The organism is Pseudideonella sakaiensis (assembly GCF_048320135.1).
Taxonomy (GTDB): Bacteria; Pseudomonadota; Gammaproteobacteria; order Burkholderiales; family Burkholderiaceae_C; genus Ideonella_A; species Ideonella_A sakaiensis_A.
Genome location: NZ_CP182947.1, coordinates 5,530,596 through 5,546,972, shown reverse-complemented (window position 1 = coordinate 5,546,972; position 16,377 = coordinate 5,530,596). Strand labels below are relative to the sequence as shown.

Below are 16,377 nucleotides of genomic sequence, written 5' to 3'. Positions count from 1 at the left end.
TCAGCGGTTGCGCACCTGGATCGTGCTGGTCAGCACGAGGCGGCGGAACCGGTCGCCCGGCGTGTAGGTGACATCGGCCATCGTGTAGCTGTCGCTGGTCATCCCGGCCTCCGGCTCGCTCGCCCGCAACAGCAGCCACAGCCGCACCGACGTGACCGCGGTCCAGTCGGTGACGCCGTCCGGATTGAAATAACGCACATTGCCCGAGCCGTCGACGACGCCGAACTGCAGCTGCAGGTGTTCGACATTCGACGCCACCAGCTCCGGCACCATCACCGGATTCGCGCCGGCACTCAACGTCAGCCGATACAGCGCCGGCACTTTCGGCGATTCGGTCGGCGAGTTCGTGAACTCATTGATGAAATAGACATCGCTGAGCGCCGGATAGTCGAAAAAAGGCGGCAGCGGGGTCGGCGGCGTTTCGCCGCCGAGGAAGATTCGTCCCGCAGCATACGATGTGCGCGCGTACGGTGCATTGGAACTGAAGCTCGCGGTGGTCGACGAGCCGAGCCGGCGCAGTGTCAGCACGTCGCCACGTGCATATTGGCGGTCGCTGGCCGCCGCCAGGCAATTGCCGGAATAGGGGTTGCTGTCGTTCGACGCCGCAAGGCCTTGCCGGACCAGCGTCGTGACACCAGCGCCGCAGCCGAAATTGCGCGCCGCTGCCGCTGGCGTGACCTCGATCTGCGAGGCATCCCACAACAGCGGGCTCAGCGCGGCATGGCGGATTTCGCGCGACAGCGTCTCCTGCGCGTAGCGGCCGTTGGTCTGGTATTCGCTGACCAGCGAATTGACCGCCGAATTGCCCGACGACGCGGCGAAACCGCGAATCATGAACGTGATCAGCACCAGCCCGATCACGATGCCGATCATCAGTTCGATCAGCGACAGGCCGCGCGCGCGCCTGGCGCGGGCACCCGGCCGGCAGGCAGCGCGGCGACGCTCAGGCGACGGGTTTGCGGACGGTCTTGACCAGCACATGGCTGAGGACCTCGGTGGAGCCGCTTTGGGCATAGGTCTGCGGCCCGCGCCGCTCGTTCCAGTTCAGCGTGATCGTGTAGGTGACCAAACCCGCGGCAGACAAACCCTGGACGATGCTGAAATCGAGCAGCGGCAGCGTGGCGGCGACGCGGCTGCTCCATTGCGCGAGGTCGAAATTCGCCATCTGGCCGGGTGTGCAATACACGGCCGAGCAGTCGCTGGTCATCGCGATCGGGCTCACCGACGACGAAACCGCATAACTTCCGTTGTTCGCGGCGGACAGATTGGCTTCGATCCGTTCGCTCAGTTCACCGGCCAGCGCAACCGCACGCGCGCGGTTGTCGGCACTTTTCTGGAATTTCAGCGCGCTGATCTGCGTGCCGGCGCTCGCCAGCATGAAGATCGCGATCAAAAACATCGCAACCAGCACCTCGATCATCGCGAAGCCACGGCGCGAGCGCGAAGCGTGCGCCGGTTGGCCGGAGCGAGCGGGCGGGCGGGCCGGCATGTGCTTCACCCCTTGCGAACCGACAACGCGCCGGACGCGGCAAACCGGACCAGCCAGCGCGGCGTCGCACCGGGGCCGGGCGTGGCCACGAAATCGGCAAAACTCGACGCCGTCAGGCTGCCGTTCGGATTGAAGCGGATCCGGCTCGCCGGCCCGATCAATCTGACATTCGAATTGACGGCCACCTGCAGGCGGATCGGGTTCGGGTCATCGGCCGAGCCGGCATCGCAGACACCATCGGCATTGACGTCATAACAAAGGCGCCAGCCCTTCGCCCAGTCGGCAGCGGCCGGCGTCGCACTGCAGCTGCCGTTGGTGATGCCGGCGTCGGCGCAGATCAGGATCGGCACATTGCGCTTGACCGCCTCGATCCGCGCCTGCGCCAGCGAGTCGGCAAGCCGCCGCGCCACGTCCTCGACCCGGCGCGCATTGAAAAACCCCATCACGCCGGGAACGACGACGGTGGCCAGCACCGCGACGATGCCGACGACGATGACCAGTTCGATCAGCGTCACGCCGCGGATGCGGGAGCGCAGGCACATCTGCAGCGTGGCAGTTGGGGCAAGGCGGGTCGACATCGCGGAACAGAAGGCTTCGGGATGCTATCGGCGAAAGTTGACCGCGCTGTAGGCTACACCGGGATGGCAAGCGACGAACGGTACCAATGGGGGGGTTGAACGGTCGAACAGACGTGTATCGACCACGGAACGCCGGCCAGACAGGCGTTTTCCCCCGTCAACCATCACCGCCGGCATCGCCCCTGTGTTGCAGCGCTGCATCGTCGGCCAGGCCGCCGTAAGCCACGGAATCGTCGGCCAATAAAAAAAGCCCCTGGATCCAGTCGATTCAGGGGCCTTGGTTCGGTGCCGGCGCAGTGCTGGCGCGTGATGTCAGGTGGGGTGGCTGATGGGACTCGAACCCACGACAACAGGAATCACAATCCTGGACTCTACCAACTGAGCTACAGCCACCGCAGAGCCTCGCAGTATAAACCAGACGGCGGTCGCGACCGCCGCCTGCGGCGGTCAATTTGCCGGTGTTGCCGACGGCAGCGGCTTGCGTTCGACGTTGAAGCGGCGCTTCAGCGACTCGTAGTAGGCCCGGGTCTCGGCTTCGGCCAGCGCCTGTGCATACTGGCTGCGCATCGCTTCGGCGTCACCCTCGACGCCGGGCTCGCGGCCCAGCACCTTGTTGACCTTCAGCACGACATAACCCTGCCCCCCGACATCGACACCGACCAGCGTCGGCAGCGTCTGTGTGGGCGCGCCGAGCGCCGCGTCGATGGCTTTTGGCGACAGCCCGGAGCTCTGCGCACGCGAGACGACCACCGGCGCTGCCTTCATCTCCGCTTGCGGCGACGCCTTCAGTTCGGCCAGCCGCGCCTCACCGGCCTTGCGGGCAAGCTCGGCGGCCTGCTTCGCGGTGACCGCGGCCAGCACCTGCTCGCGCACCTCCTCGAAGGGCCGCGTGTGCGCCGGCGCATGCTTGACGACCCGGGCCGAGATCATCTGCGTCGGCGAGACCTCGACCGCCTCGGTATTGCGCTTGTTGCGCAGCGAATCGCTCGAAAATACCGCCTCGAGGAATTTCGGCGATGCCAGCGGACCGGTCGCATCACCCGCAGCGCGGGTCAGCCCCTTGGCGGTCTTGACCTCGAGCTTCAACTTCTCGGCGGCCGGCGCGAGACTGTCGGCCTGCTCGTAGACCAGGTTGCTGAATTCAACCGCCGCTTCCTGATATTTCTGCTGCGCGAGTTGCTGGCGCAGCAGCTTTTCGAGCTCCGGACGCACCGTCTCGTAGCTGTGCTTGTCGCCGCCACGCACGCCGGTCAGCTTGATGATGTGGTAGCCGAAATCGGTGGTGACGAGGTCGCTGATCTCGTCGGGCTTCAGCGCGAAGACGGTGTCCTCGAACGGCTTGACCATCGCGCCCTTCGAGAAGAAATCGAGGTCGCCGCCATTGGCCGCCGAGCCCGGATCGTCGGAGTTCTTCTGCGCGACTTCGGCAAAACGCTGCGGCTCCTTGCGCACCTCGGCCAGCAGTGCCTCGGCCTTCGCCTTCGCGGCGGCGCGCTCGTCCGCGGATGCCGACGGGTCGACCTTGACCAGGATGTGGCTGGCGCGGCGCTCCTGCGGCGTGCTGTAGCGGGCCTCGTTCTGCTTGTAGTACTTGCGCAGTTCTTCCTCGTCGACCTTGACGTCCTGCCCCAGTTTCTCGGCATCGAGCACCAGATACTCGAGGTCGATCTGTTCCGGCGCCTGGAACTGCGCGGCATTGTCCTTGTAGAACGCCTGCAGTTCGTCGTCGGTCGGCTTGACCTTGTCGGCATAGGCCGACGGCTCGAAGCGTTGCACCTGCACCTCGCGGCGCTGCAGGAAGGCGTCGAGTGCGGCAGAGGCCGCTGCTGCCGGCGGCAGCACGGTTGCGCTGACGCCCTGCAATACCTGGTTCACCGAGATGTCGCGGCGCAGCCGCTGCTCGAACAACTCGGTCGACATGCCTTGTGCAGCCAGGATGTCGGAATTGACGCTGCCATCGGGTCGGCGCAGGAATTCGAACTGCGAGTCGTTCTGGAAGATGCGCACCATGCGTGCATCGGTCGTCACCAGGTGCATCTTGTCGGCAGCAGTCTCGAGCAAGCGCTCGCGGATGAGGGTATCGAGCGACTGCAGCCGCATCTCGGGCGTATCGAGCATCCTGACATCGACATTCGGCTGCTGCACACGGATCCGCTCGATCTGCTGGCGATGCGCCGCATCGAGTTCGGCCATCGTGATCTCGCTGTCACCTACCGTCGCGACGACCTGAGCACGCTCGGAGTCCATGTTGGTATAGCCCTGCAGCCCGAAAAAAACGAACGACGGGATGATCAGGACGATCAGAAAGAAAAACAGCACACGGGTGTGCTTGCGGATGAAGTCGAACATCGAATGGCCTCGGGCAAAAACACGGGGGGCTGCGCCTGACGGGCAATGGCCTCTCCGTCGTCAGGCGACGACGGCGGCGAACCAACGCGGCGAGCCCAGATGCAACAAAGGCGAACCGAGGTTCGCCTTTGGGCTGGTCTTTCTGCTAGTTTACCTGACCTGCTGCACGGCCTGCCGCTGCCGCCGCATGGTCGACCGGGTGGCACGGACGGTCCCGGATTGGTGGGTGCTGAGGGGCTCGAACCCCCGACCTACGCCTTGTAAGGGCGCCGCTCTACCAACTGAGCTAAGCACCCGGTGTGCCTGTGAGATGTCACCGGAGCGTTAATGTAGCCGCTCGGCGCGCCTTCATCAGTTCAGCGCGTCCTTCAGCGCCTTGCCGGGGCGGAATTTCGGCACCTTCGCAGCCTTGATCTTGATTGCCGCCCCGGTACGGGGGTTGCGCCCACTGCGCGCGGCGCGCTTCGAGACGCTGAACGTGCCGAAGCCGACCAATGACACGCTGTTGTTTTTTTTCAGTGTCGACTTGACGCCGCCGATCAGTGCTTCGAGTGCGCGACCCGCTGCTGCCTTCGAAATGTCAGCTTGCTTGGCGATGTGTTCGATCAGTTCGGACTTGTTCACGAATAACTCCCCTCTCGGTGCATGTGATGCATTGGAATGTCAAAAATCGGCAGCGCAGGCCGGCGCTGCCGGGTTCGAATTCATCTGGATGGTTGCCCGCCCCTCTCCAGGCGTGGGAAGCGGATTTTATTCGTCCTGACCGATATTGAAAGCCAAAGCTGTGCGGACTTTCCCCGCATTGACAGCAGCGGATTCCTCGCTGCGCAACCCGGAAGTCATCTGACGACCAGCGCAACGCCGATCGCCGTCAACGCCATTCCGGCCAGCGCCAGCGGCGACAATGTCTCGCCGAACAGCGGCCATGCCATCAATGCGGTGCACGGCGGCACCAGAAAAAACAGGCTGGTGACCTTGGTCGCGGCGCCGCGCTGGATCAGCAGGTAGAGCAGCGAACTGCCGCCGAGCGTCAGCCCGAGCACCGACCAGCTCATCGCACCGATCAGTTCGGCATTCCAGCGCACCGCTTCGGTCTCGATCGCCGCCAGCGGCAGGCTGACGATCATCGCACCGAGCAGTTGCACCGTGCTCGCGGTGCGCACATCGCAGGGCTGGACATGGCGCTTCTGGTACAGCGTGCCGGTCGTGATGCTGAGCAATGCGAGCACAGCCAGCGCCAGATTCCATGGCGTCACCTCACCAACGCCGAGCTTGCGCCAGACCACCAGCAGCAGGCCACCAAAGCCGAGCACCAGCCCGGCCCATTGCGTCCAGCCGATCGCGGTGGCCAGCGACACCTCGCCACGTGAGCCCGAGCGGGCGCTGCGCGCGGCTGTACCGCTGAGCCAGATCGCCGTCAGCACCGGCTGCAGGCCGACCAGCAAGGCCACCGTGCCCGCGCCGATGCCGGCCTTCACGGCGGCCCAGACGCCGCCGAGATAGCCGGCATGCATCAACACGCCAGTCACCGCGAGGTGTTGCCACTGGCTGCGCCCGCGTGGCCAGGCTGCGCCGGCCAGTCTGATCCAGACCAGGAAACAGAGGATCGACAGCGCATAACGGATCGTCAGGAAAGTAAACGGCGGCGCATGCGGCATGCCGAAGCGCGCGACGATGAAGCCGGTGCTCCAGATCAGCACGAAGACCCAGGGCATCGCCTGGATCAGGCGGGGCGAGACGGCGCTCAAGACCGGTTGCCGTTCAACGTACGCGGGCGCGGATCTCCGGCAGCGCCTTCTGCAGGTAATAGATCATCGACCAGATCGTCAGCACCGCCGAGATGATGATCAGCACCGTTCCCCACAGGTGGGTGTCGATCAGCCCGAGCAAGACACCGTCGTAAAGCAGGAACGGGATCGCGACCATCTGCACCGTTGTCTTCACCTTGCCGAGCATGTGCACCGCGACACTGCGCGCCGCGCCGATCTGCGCCATCCATTCACGCAGCGCCGAGATCGCGATCTCGCGGCCAATAATGACCAGCGCGACCAGCGCATGCAGCCGGTTCAGATGAACCAGCACCAGCAGTGCGGCAACGACCAGAAACTTGTCGGCCACCGGGTCGAGAAAAGCGCCGAATGCCGAGGTCTGGTTCAGGCGACGCGCGAGGTAGCCGTCGGCCCAGTCGGTCAACGCGACGACGATGAACAGGATGGTTGCCGCGAGGTTCTGCGTCGCCGGAAAGACGTCGAGGTAGAACACACCGACGATCAGCGGAATCGCAACGATTCGGGCCCAGGTCAGCAGCGTCGGCAGATTGAAGAACATCGCGTGGATTGTGCCGGCTTTCAGCACCGGGGAACAAAACGTTGGAGCGGCCGCGTCAATCGAGCGAACGCGGCTTGAACTGGCGGGCGTCGTTGAACAGAAAGGTCTCGGCAAATTTCCACGGCCGCGGCAGCTTCGATACGCTGCCGAACGGCGCCGCGCGGTGCACCGCGGCAATCGCCAGCTCGGTTGTGTCGCGAGCCTGTTTCGGATGGCGCAGCACATCGATGCGGCGCACACTGCCATCGGCATTCAGTTCGATCTCGAGCACCGGGATCGCCAGCAGCGTTTCGGGCACCGTGCCGAGGTAGCTGCCACCCGGGCTCGCGGCGACCAGCCGCTGCGCGGCTTGCTGCCGGTATTCGCTCCAGTTGCGGGCCGCTGCCGGCGGCGGCAGCGCAGCCGGCATCGCCGCGGGCCGGGCCGTGTCGGCATCACGTGCCGGCGGCGCCGACGGCAGCGGCTGGTGCGGCGGCATCGGGCTCGAGCACGCGGCGAGCATGCCGGCGACTGTCGTCATGCGCAACCAGGCGAATGCGGCGCCGGGCCGTCTTGCAAGCGGCAAGCTGCTGCCGGCCGACACGGTTTCGCGATCCGTCTCAGTGCAACGCACGGTAGATCTCCTCGGCAAGTTGTCTCGAGATGCCCTCGACGCTGAGCAGATCGTCGACGCTGGCATGGCCGACGCCACGCACGCCGCCAAACCGCTGCAGCAGCCGGGCGCGTTTTTTCGGGCCGACGCCCGGAATGTCCTCCAGCGCACTGCCGCCGGTGCGCACGCTCGCCCGGCGCGCCCGCATGCCGGTGATTGCGAAGCGATGCGCCTCGTCACGGATCTGCGCAACCAGCATCAGCGCCGCCGAATCGCGGCCGAGCGAGACCTTCGGCCGGCCGTCGGCAAAAACCAGCTCTTCCAGGCCGACCTTGCGGCCCTCGCCCTTCTCGACACCGGCGATCAAGCCGAGGTCGAGGCCGAGTTCGGCAAAGACCTCGCGCGCCATCGAGACCTGGCCCTTGCCGCCGTCGACCAGCACCAGGTCGGGCAGCCTGATCCTCGCCGGCGCCGGTGCGGCCGGCTCGGCAACGGCCGTGCCGCCGGCTTCGGCCAGCGCCGCGGCGAGTTTGCCGTAGCGGCGCTGCAGCACCTGGCGCATCGCCGCATAGTCGTCGCCGCCGGTGATGCCGTCGATGTTGTAGCGGCGATATTGCGCCGGCTGCATCTTGTGGCCTTCGAAGACGACACACGAGGCCTGCGTCGACTCGCCGGCGGTGTGGCTGATGTCGAAACATTCGATCCGGAATTCGTCGAGCCGCTCCGGCGACAGGTCGAGCGCGTCGACCAGCGCCCGCGTGCGCGATTGCTGCGAGCCCTCTTCGGCCAGCAACTGCGCGAGCCGCAGTTCGGCACCCTTGATGCACATGTCGAGCCAGCCACGGCGCGGCTCGCGCGGCTGGTGCTGCGCGGTCACGCGAACGCCGCTTTGCTGCGACAAGGCATCGATCAGCGCCGCGTCGACCGGATGGCTCAGCACCAGCAGCGGCGGCACGCCGCCACCGAGGTAGTGCTGGGCAATGAAGGCCTCGAGCACCTGCACTTCGACGGCGGTGCTGCGTTCGGCGTCGTGCGCAGCGGCGGTGGCGTCGGCGGCATCCGACGGCTGCTGATCGGCCACCGCCTCGATCGCTGCGGCATCCTCGAGGTGGCTCGGAAAATACGGCCGGTCCCCAAGGTGGCGGCCGCCGCGCACCATCGCGAGGTTGACGCAGGCGCGGCCACCCTGCACCTTCACCGCGAGGATGTCGGCATCGCGGCCCGCCGCGCCGGTGTTGTCCTCGACGCCCTGCTGGTGCAGCACGCGCGACAACGCGCCGATCTGGTTGCGGATCTCAGCCGCCTGCTCGAACTGCAAGGCGTCCGAGAACGCCATCATCTGCCGCTGCAACTCGTCGATCAACGACTGCTGCTCGCCTTGCAAAAACTGCTCGGCGTGTTCGACATCGCGCGCATAGTCGGCCGGCGCGATGCGATCGACACACGGCGCCGAGCAGCGCTTGATCTGGTACAGCAGGCACGGCCGCGTGCGGTTGTTGAAGACGGTGTCCTCGCAGGTGCGCAGCTTGAACACCTTCTGCAGCAGCTGGATCGACTCCTTCACCGCCCAGGCGCTCGGATAAGGCCCGAAATACCGATGCCGGCGATCGACCGCGCCGCGGTAATACGCCATCCGCGGATACAGCGCGGCGGCGTTTTCGGCGACCGTGGTGCCGGCATCGCGCCGGCCGGTGATCTTCAGGTACGGATAACTCTTGTCGTCGCGGAACAGGATGTTGTACCGCGGGTTCAGCGCCTTGATCAGGTTGTTCTCGAGCAGCAGCGCCTCCGCCTCGGAGCGCACGACCGTCGTCTCGAGCCGGGCGATCTTGCCGACCATCATGCCGATCCGCGTGCCGCCATGATTTTTCTGGAAGTAACTCGAGACGCGTTTTTTCAGATCGCGCGCCTTGCCGACATACAACACATTGCCGGCCGCATCGAAATAACGGTAGACACCGGGCAGCCCCGGCAGCGCCGCAACATCGGCGAGCAATTGCTCGCGTCCGCCATCGGCTGGCGCGGGAGGCTCCGCCGGCGCGGCGGGCTGCTGATCGTCTGGGGTCGGCTTGCTCACAGCCGTGATTCTGCCGTGAGCGCCGACTCGATAATGCGGCGATGCCCTGGGACCTCTTCTGCCGCGTGGTCGACAATTTCGGCGACATCGGCGTGTGCTGGCGGCTCGCCGCGCAACTTGGCGATCGTGGCCAGCCGGTGCGGCTGTGGGTCGATGACGCCAGCGCACTCGAGTGGATGGCGCCGGATCGGCAACGCGAGCAGCCGCTGGTCAGCGTATTCGGTTTCGACGAAGCCGCCTCGGCGGAGCCAGGCGAGGTCGTCATCGAGGCCTTCGGTTGCGACCCGCCGCCGGACTTCGTCGCGCGGATGGCGCAGCGCAAGCAACTCAGCGGCCGCCAGCCGGTCTGGATCAACCTCGAATACCTCAGCGCCGAAGCGCATGCCGAACGCAACCACCGGCTGCCGTCGCCGCAATCGGCCGGGCCTGGCGCCGGCCTGCTGAAATATTTTTTCTTTCCCGGTTTCAGCGCGGGCAGCGGCGGCTTGTTGCGCGAAGACGATCTGTTGCAGCAGCAGGAACGCTTTGACGCCGAGGCATGGCTGACGGCGCAAGGCATCACGCTACAAGCCTACGAGCAGCCAATCAGCCTGTTCTGTTATCCCGAGTCGCCGGTCGCCGAACTGATCGATCGGCTGACACAGCCTGACAGGCCGCCGACGCTGCTGCTGGCAACCGCCGGCGCGGCGAGCGCGATGGTTGCGCAGCTGCTTGGCCCGACGCTGCGCCGCGGCGGCCTGCGCGCGCTGTGTCTGCCGTGGCTCAGCCAGACCGACTACGACCACCTGCTGTGGAGTTGCGCGATCAACTTCGTGCGCGGCGAGGACAGCGCGGTGCGGGCGCAGTGGGCGGCAAAACCGTTTGTCTGGCAGCTGTACCGCCAGGATGACGGCGCCGACCAGATCAAGGGCGCGGCCTTTCTGCAACGCTTTTTTGCGCCGGCGGTCGCGCCGGTCGACAAGGCGATGATGAGCCAGGTCAGCAACTGGTGGACGGGCTGGAACCGGCCGCCCGGGTCCGGCGCGCCATTGCCGCACGACTGGCCCGACCACCACCGCTGGCAGGCGCACTGCATCGCCTGGCGCGATCACCTCGCCGCGCAGTCCGGGCTTGTCGACAGGCTGCAAGCCTTCGTTGCCGAAGCAAGCTAAAATCGTGGGCTTTGCGCAGTGGGACGACTCGTCCGCGGCGCCGTACCCCCGTCCGCGCAGCAACCTATCCTGATCGCCGCGGAAAACCGATTGGAAGACCCATGAAAACCGCACAGGAAATTCGCGCCGGCAACGTCATCATGCAGGGCAAGGACCCGATGGTCGTGCTGAAGACCGAATACAGCCGCGGTGGCCGCAATTCGGCCACCGTGCGCATGAAGCTGAAAAGCCTGCTGAACAACTCCGGCACCGAAGTCGTCTTCAAGGCCGACGACAAGATGGACCAGATCGTTCTCGACAAGAAGGAGTGCACCTACTCCTACTTCGCCGACCCGATGTATGCGTTCATGGACGCCGAATACAACCAGTTCGAGGTCGAGGCCGAGAACATGGGCGACGCGATCCAATACCTCGAGGACGGCATGCCGGTCGAGGTCGTGTTCTACGAAGGCAAGGCGATTTCGGTCGAACTGCCGACCAGCCTGGTCCGTGAAGTGACCTATACCGAGCCGGCCGTCAAGGGCGATACCTCGGGCAAGGTGCTGAAGCCGGCCAAGCTTGCAACCGGATTTGAAGTCTCGGTGCCGTTGTTCGTCGAAACCGGCGACAAGATCGAGATCGACACCCGCACCCACGAATACCGCAAGCGGGTCTGATCGATCGGCACGACGGGTTTTCTGCCCGTCGCAGCCACCCGCAGGCGCGCCAGCCGCGCCGTTCAGCAGGGGCATTCGCGTTTTGCCGGATCATCGGCGATGCGATGCCCCTTTTTCCTTCCGACATCACCTCCCCGTTCCGGATGCAGCCCGGCCTGTCGCGGCTGCCGCCCGGCCAGGCCCAGCTGACGCCGAACCGGCCCGGCGATGCGCATCTCGACGCGAAGCTGGCGGTGCTGCGCGCGCACGCGGAGCAGGCGCTGTGCCGGCTGCCGGACTTCGACGATGGTCCGGCGCTTGCCGCGCTGGCGGCGCATGCCACGCGCGAACATCCGGAGGCCTGGCACAGCAGCATCGATCGAGACGGTCGGCATTGCCACGGCGTGCCACTGCTCGGCTGGTGCGTCAACGGCGAACGAATCGAAGGTGACGGGCCGCAAGCGATCGGCGACTGCCTGCATGCGCTGCCACCGCAATGGCGCGCCGCCGGCCTGCTGAGCCTCGCGTTTGCCGAGGATCTTGCGGTGATCGAGACGCCGCCCGGCGGCAGCGGACGGATTCCGTGGCTCGCGGTCTGCCTGCCGTCGCACTGGGCGCCGGAGACCAGGCTCGGGCTGTCGTTTGCCGATGTCCATGCGCCGGTTGCCGACAACGAGGCCCTGCTGCGGGCCGCCGATGGCTTGTCGCAGCTGGTCGTGACCAACGGCGCGCAGCGCTGGCAGCGCAAGGTCTGGACGCTGACCGCCAGCGGCCACCTCGACGGCCATCCGCGCCGCCGCCCTGCCGCCGACTGGCCGGCCGATGCCGACGCCCGAACGATTGGCGACCTCGCGTGGCTGCGCAGCGAGCAGCAGAGCTTCATTCCGGTGCCCGGGCAGCCGCAGGCGGTCTTCACGATCCTGGTCAAACTGCGCCGGCTGCGCGAGGTGCTTGCCGACCCGCTCGACGGCAGCGCGTTCGGCCGTGCGCTGCATGCCGCGATTGCCTCGATGAGCCCGGCGGTGCTGGCCTATCGCAGGCTCGATGGCGTGCGCGATCGCCTGCTCGCGGTGCTGGCGGCTGTCGATCGATCAGAGGAGGCGATCTGAGCAAAATCCGACTGCCAGTGACTTGGCCCGCTGAGTGGGCTGGCCGCGACCGGTTCGTCGTGCTGGACACCGCATTTGCTGACGGCAGCAACTTTCTCGCAACCTGGGCCGCCTGGCGCAACGATCCGCTGCGTTGCCGCCAGTTGCACTGCATCGCCGTCGCGCCCTGCCCGCCCGCAGCCGATCAACTCGCCCGCAGTGAGCCGGGTCTGACGGAGCAACTGGCCGCCAAATGGCCGCCGCTGACGCCGGATATCCACCGCATCGTTGTTGAATCGGGCCGCGTCGAATTGCTGCTCGTCGTCGCCGAATTGCTGCCGGCGCTGCGCAAGCTCATCGCCGATGTCGATGCCTTCGTGCTCAGCGCCGAGACGCTGGTGGAGGTAGCCGACCCAACCCGCCTTGGCAAAGCGCTGGCCAGGCTGGCAGCGCCCGACGCGACGCTGCACTGCGCGGGTGCCGACGACGCCTTTCTGGGCGCTATGCGCACGGCCGGCTTCGAACCGGTCGCCCCGGCATCGCAGGCCGAGGCCAGTCCGGTCGCCCGTTTTGCGCCCCGCCACACACCGGCCCGTCCACCGGCTCGCCGTCGCCGTTTATCGGGCCCGCGCCGTGATGTGCTGATCATCGGCGCCGGCCTTGCCGGCTGCGCCACCGCGGCGGCATTGGCCGAGCAGGGCTGGACCAGCACGCTGATCGATCGCCGCGACGGCCCGGCCGCCGAAGCCTCGGGCAACCTGGCCGGCATCTTCCACGGCGTCGTGCACCGAGTCGACGGCCACCACGCACGCTTCAACCGCGCGGCGGCACTCGAAGCCGCCCGCTGCTACCGGCGACTGATCACCGACCGGGCCGCAGGCAGTGCCGAACCGGGTTGTGTCGACGGCCTGTTGCGACTGGGCAGCGAGTTGCCGAATACGGGAGCGATGAAGGTGCTGCTCGAACGGCTGCGCCTGCCAGACAAACATGTGCAGGCGGTTGATGCAAAACAGGCATCTGCGCTCGCTGGTTTGCCGGTCACGTCACCGGCCTGGTTTTTTCCGCAAGGCGGCTGGATGCGCCCGGCGCGGCTCGCGCAGGCCTGGCTGGACACGGCCGGAACGGCCTGCCAAACGATTTATGGCGCCGCGGTCGCGTCGATCCGACCGGTCGGCGACGATGAATGGACCGCCTGCGACGCCAATGGCAACACGATTGCAACGGCTGCGCACCTGGTCCTTGCGAATGCCGCCGGCGCAACGACACTGCTCGACCGACTGGCCGGGCGCGCCCGCACGTGGCCTTTGCAGACGGTGCGTGGCCAGACCAGCGAGATCGGCCTCGCGACGCTGCCGGCGATCCGCGCGCCGCACCTGCCGTTGACTGGCGCAGGCTATCTGCTGCCGGCGATCGACGGCCGGCTGGTTTTCGGCGCCACTGCGCAAGCCGGCGACGACGATGCGGATGTCAGGCCGGACGACCATCAGCAGAATGTTGCGCGGCTCGCCGCACTGAGCCCTGCGTTGGCAGGCATTGCCGGCACCACCGCGTCCCGATTCACTGGCCGCACTGCGTGGCGCTGCGTCGCCGATGACCGGCTGCCGTTGATCGGTGCGGTACCGCAGGTGTGGACCGGTGACGACGACGAGGCCGCGCCGGACCAGCCCCGTTTCGTCACCCGTTGCCCGGGCCTGTACTTCTTCGTCGGCCTCGGCTCCCGCGGCATCACCTGGGCGCCGCTCGGTGCGCGGCTGCTGGCCGGGATGGTGTCCGCAGCGCCGCTGCCGCTCGCGGCCGACCTGCTCGATGCGGTCGACCCGGCCCGTTTTCTCAGCCGCGCGACCCGCCGGCTTGCTGCGACTGCGGCGGCGAAACAGGCTGCGGGCGAGGACTGAGCAAGCAATCCGGCTCGGACCGCGCCGCTCAGCTCGGCGTCACCGGCGGCAACGGCGTGTGGCCGTTGCTGTTGTCGCCCGCATCGGTGCCCGGCGCGTCGGACGACGATTCATTGCCGCCGACCTTGCGATCGGCTTTTTCACGCAGCTTGTCTTCCTTTTTTCTTTTTTTCGCCAACTCGCGTTGTCGCTTTTCGAACGAATAGTTGGGTTTGGCCATCAACCAGGCTCCTGTGGAAGTGATGCGCCAAGGTTACGCGCTTTTTTGGCGCGGCCTGAATCGTTCGGGGCGCGACGCGTCGTTGGCGATCAAAATACCAGTGTCTGCACGCCGCCGGCGCCGCCGAGCAGGCAGACATCGGCCTTGTTGCGGGCAAAGATGCCGACGCAGACGACACCCGGCCACTGGTTGATCTCGGCCTCCATCGCCGCCGGATCGGCGATCCGCAGGCCGTGCACGTCGACGATCACATTGCCGTTGTCGGTGACGACACCGGCACGCAGTTCCGGGCGGCCGCCGAGCCGCGCCAGCGCACGCATCACCTGCGACGACGCCATCGGAATGACCTCGACCGGCAGCGGAAAGCGACCGAGCTGCTCGACGCGCTTCGATTCATCGGCGATGCAAACGAATCGGTCGGCCAGATCAGCGACGATTTTTTCGCGCGTCAGTGCGGCACCACCGCCCTTGATCATGTGGCCGTTGCCATCGATCTCGTCGGCGCCGTCGATATAAAGCGGAACGCGCTCGACCGCATTGCCATCGAGCACCGCGATGCCGTGGCCGCGCAGCCGTTCGCTGCTGCGCTCGCTGCTCGACACCGCACCGGCCAGCCGGTCGCGCAGCACAGCCAGCTCATCGATGAAAAAATTGACCGTCGACCCGGTACCGACGCCAAGGACGAGTCCGCCGGGCGGCACCGGCAGCTCGGTCACATGGGAAATGGCGGCCTTGGCCACCAGCTTTTTCAGTTCGTCTTGGGTCATCGGGAGCAGCCGGATTGGCAGATGGGTCGGTCGGAGGAAACGCCCGCGTGATTTACGCACGGCGTGTTTGCGACAATTGCGGATTATCCAAGACAGCGCCCGCCCGGCCTTGCGCCGGCACGCCGGCAACCCTCCATGGCCCTCGTACCGTATGCGCTGACGCGCCCCTTTCTGTTCGGGCTCGACCCCGAGCAGGCCCACGACCTGACGCTCGGCGCGCTGGCGAATATCCAGCGCACACCGCTGATCTGCGCGATCGCGCAGCGCCGCATCGACGATCCGGTGACGATTGCCGGCATCAATTTTCCGAACCGGCTCGGGCTGGCCGCCGGGCTTGACAAGAATGGCCGTTGCATCGATGGCCTGGCCGCGATAGGCTTCGGCTTCATCGAAGTCGGCACCGTGACGCCGAAGCCGCAGCCCGGCAATCCGAAGCCGCGGATGTTCCGGCTGCCGCAGGCGCAGGCGCTGATCAACCGGCTCGGCTTCAACAACGACGGGCTCGACGCTTTCATCGCCAATGTGCGGCAGGCCCGCTTCCGCGCCAATGGCGGCGTACTCGGTCTGAACATCGGCAAGAACGCGACGACGCCGATCGAAAACGCGGTCGACGACTATCTGCTCGGCCTCGACGGCGTCTACCCGCATGCCGACTATGTGACGATCAATATCTCGAGCCCGAATACGAAGAACCTGCGCGAGCTGCAGAGCGATGCCGCGCTCGATGCGCTGCTCGGTGCGATCCGCGAACGCAGCGAGGAGCTGGCGCGGCTGCACGATCGCACGGTGCCGATCTTCGTGAAGATTGCGCCGGATCTTGATGGCGAGCAGGTCGACGTGATTGCCGCGACGCTGAAGAAGAACCGCATCGACGGCGTGATCGCGACCAATACGACGATTGCGCGTGATGCGGTCGCGCAGCTGCCGCATGGCAACGAGGCCGGCGGCCTGTCGGGTGCGCCGGTGTTCGAGGCGTCGAACCGCGTGATCACGCAACTGCGCGCCGCACTCGGCGCCGGCTTTCCGATCATCGGTGTCGGCGGCGTGATGAGTGCGGCCGATGCGGTCGCCAAACGCAAAGCCGGTGCAGACCTGGTACAGATCTACACCGGCTTCATCTACAAGGGGCCGGAGCTGGTGCTGCAGGCGGCAAAGGCGCTTGCGGCATCGCGTTGACCGGCTGTACCGCCGCCGGCCCGTAGGAGCGG

The 16,377-nt window shown here is 66.5% G+C and carries 16 protein-coding genes and 2 tRNA genes; 5 read left to right on the top strand and 13 right to left on the bottom strand.

Annotation, left to right across the window (positions count from 1 at the left end):
• The 11 genes from ACNH6H_RS25330 to uvrC form a co-directional block, all read right to left on the bottom strand.
• Window positions 1–981, bottom strand: a complete 981-nt coding sequence (locus ACNH6H_RS25330) for a PilW family protein (RefSeq protein WP_418321074.1) — start codon at window positions 979–981, stop codon at window positions 1–3.
• A complete protein-coding gene (gene pilV / locus ACNH6H_RS25325) occupies window positions 944–1,489 on the bottom strand; it encodes a type IV pilus modification protein PilV (RefSeq protein ID WP_418321073.1) in 546 nt (181 codons plus the stop codon). Before pilV ends, ACNH6H_RS25330 begins: the two co-directional genes overlap by 38 nt.
• A gap of 5 nt (window positions 1,490–1,494) precedes the next feature.
• Entirely contained in the window at window positions 1,495–2,031 is a 537-nt protein-coding gene (locus ACNH6H_RS25320; RefSeq protein WP_418321071.1) for a GspH/FimT family pseudopilin, read from the bottom strand.
• Between the two features lie 353 nt (window positions 2,032–2,384).
• Window positions 2,385–2,460: transfer RNA gene (locus ACNH6H_RS25315), tRNA-His, on the bottom strand.
• A gap of 54 nt (window positions 2,461–2,514) precedes the next feature.
• Entirely contained in the window at window positions 2,515–4,416 is a 1,902-nt protein-coding gene (locus tag ACNH6H_RS25310) for a peptidylprolyl isomerase (protein WP_418321069.1), read from the bottom strand.
• A 220-nt stretch (window positions 4,417–4,636) separates the two neighbouring features.
• Window positions 4,637–4,712 (bottom strand) — tRNA-Val (locus ACNH6H_RS25305).
• A gap of 55 nt (window positions 4,713–4,767) precedes the next feature.
• Window positions 4,768–5,040, bottom strand: coding sequence for an HU family DNA-binding protein (locus tag ACNH6H_RS25300; RefSeq protein WP_418321067.1), 273 nt, complete (start codon window positions 5,038–5,040; stop codon window positions 4,768–4,770).
• Between the two features lie 215 nt (window positions 5,041–5,255).
• Window positions 5,256–6,131, bottom strand: a complete 876-nt coding sequence (locus ACNH6H_RS25295) for a DMT family transporter (protein ID WP_418321488.1) — start codon at window positions 6,129–6,131, stop codon at window positions 5,256–5,258.
• A 46-nt stretch (window positions 6,132–6,177) separates the two neighbouring features.
• Complete coding sequence (gene pgsA, locus ACNH6H_RS25290; protein WP_418321065.1) at window positions 6,178–6,744, bottom strand: CDP-diacylglycerol--glycerol-3-phosphate 3-phosphatidyltransferase; 567 nt, start codon at window positions 6,742–6,744, stop codon at window positions 6,178–6,180.
• Window positions 6,745–6,799: 55 nt separating this feature from the next.
• Entirely contained in the window at window positions 6,800–7,264 is a 465-nt protein-coding gene (locus ACNH6H_RS25285) for a hypothetical protein (protein WP_418321063.1), read from the bottom strand.
• A 79-nt stretch (window positions 7,265–7,343) separates the two neighbouring features.
• Window positions 7,344–9,413 carry an excinuclease ABC subunit UvrC gene (uvrC, locus tag ACNH6H_RS25280; RefSeq protein ID WP_418321061.1) on the bottom strand — a complete coding sequence of 690 codons (2,070 nt, stop codon included), beginning with the start codon at window positions 9,411–9,413 and terminating at the stop codon, window positions 7,344–7,346.
• A 41-nt stretch (window positions 9,414–9,454) separates the two neighbouring features.
• Here uvrC and earP point away from each other — a divergent pair, with 41 nt between their 5' ends.
• The 4 genes from earP to mnmC all read left to right on the top strand — a co-directional run bounded on the left by earP (window position 9,455) and on the right by mnmC (window position 14,182).
• The gene (gene earP / locus ACNH6H_RS25275; protein WP_418321059.1) at window positions 9,455–10,564 is read left to right on the top strand and encodes an elongation factor P maturation arginine rhamnosyltransferase EarP; all 1,110 of its coding nucleotides are present in this window, start codon (window positions 9,455–9,457) and stop codon (window positions 10,562–10,564) included.
• Window positions 10,565–10,665: 101 nt separating this feature from the next.
• Window positions 10,666–11,220: an elongation factor P gene (efp, locus tag ACNH6H_RS25270; protein WP_418321057.1), complete on the top strand. Its 555-nt coding sequence runs from the start codon at window positions 10,666–10,668 to the stop codon at window positions 11,218–11,220.
• Between the two features lie 104 nt (window positions 11,221–11,324).
• Window positions 11,325–12,308 carry a heme-dependent oxidative N-demethylase subunit alpha family protein gene (locus ACNH6H_RS25265; protein ID WP_418321055.1) on the top strand — a complete coding sequence of 328 codons (984 nt, stop codon included), beginning with the start codon at window positions 11,325–11,327 and terminating at the stop codon, window positions 12,306–12,308.
• 59 nt (window positions 12,309–12,367) lie between these two features.
• Complete coding sequence (gene mnmC, locus ACNH6H_RS25260) at window positions 12,368–14,182, top strand: FAD-dependent 5-carboxymethylaminomethyl-2-thiouridine(34) oxidoreductase MnmC (protein ID WP_418321053.1); 1,815 nt, start codon at window positions 12,368–12,370, stop codon at window positions 14,180–14,182.
• 28 nt (window positions 14,183–14,210) lie between these two features.
• On the opposite strand, the gene ACNH6H_RS25255 is transcribed toward mnmC, so the two are convergent.
• Together ACNH6H_RS25255 and rpiA are read right to left on the bottom strand one after the other, a co-directional pair.
• Window positions 14,211–14,402, bottom strand: coding sequence for a hypothetical protein (locus ACNH6H_RS25255; protein ID WP_418321051.1), 192 nt, complete (start codon window positions 14,400–14,402; stop codon window positions 14,211–14,213).
• A gap of 89 nt (window positions 14,403–14,491) precedes the next feature.
• Entirely contained in the window at window positions 14,492–15,169 is a 678-nt protein-coding gene (rpiA, locus tag ACNH6H_RS25250) for a ribose-5-phosphate isomerase RpiA (RefSeq protein WP_418321049.1), read from the bottom strand.
• A gap of 135 nt (window positions 15,170–15,304) precedes the next feature.
• Here rpiA and ACNH6H_RS25245 point away from each other — a divergent pair, with 135 nt between their 5' ends.
• Window positions 15,305–16,345 carry a quinone-dependent dihydroorotate dehydrogenase gene (locus ACNH6H_RS25245; RefSeq protein ID WP_418321047.1) on the top strand — a complete coding sequence of 347 codons (1,041 nt, stop codon included), beginning with the start codon at window positions 15,305–15,307 and terminating at the stop codon, window positions 16,343–16,345.
• Window positions 16,346–16,377: the final 32 nt, after the last annotated feature.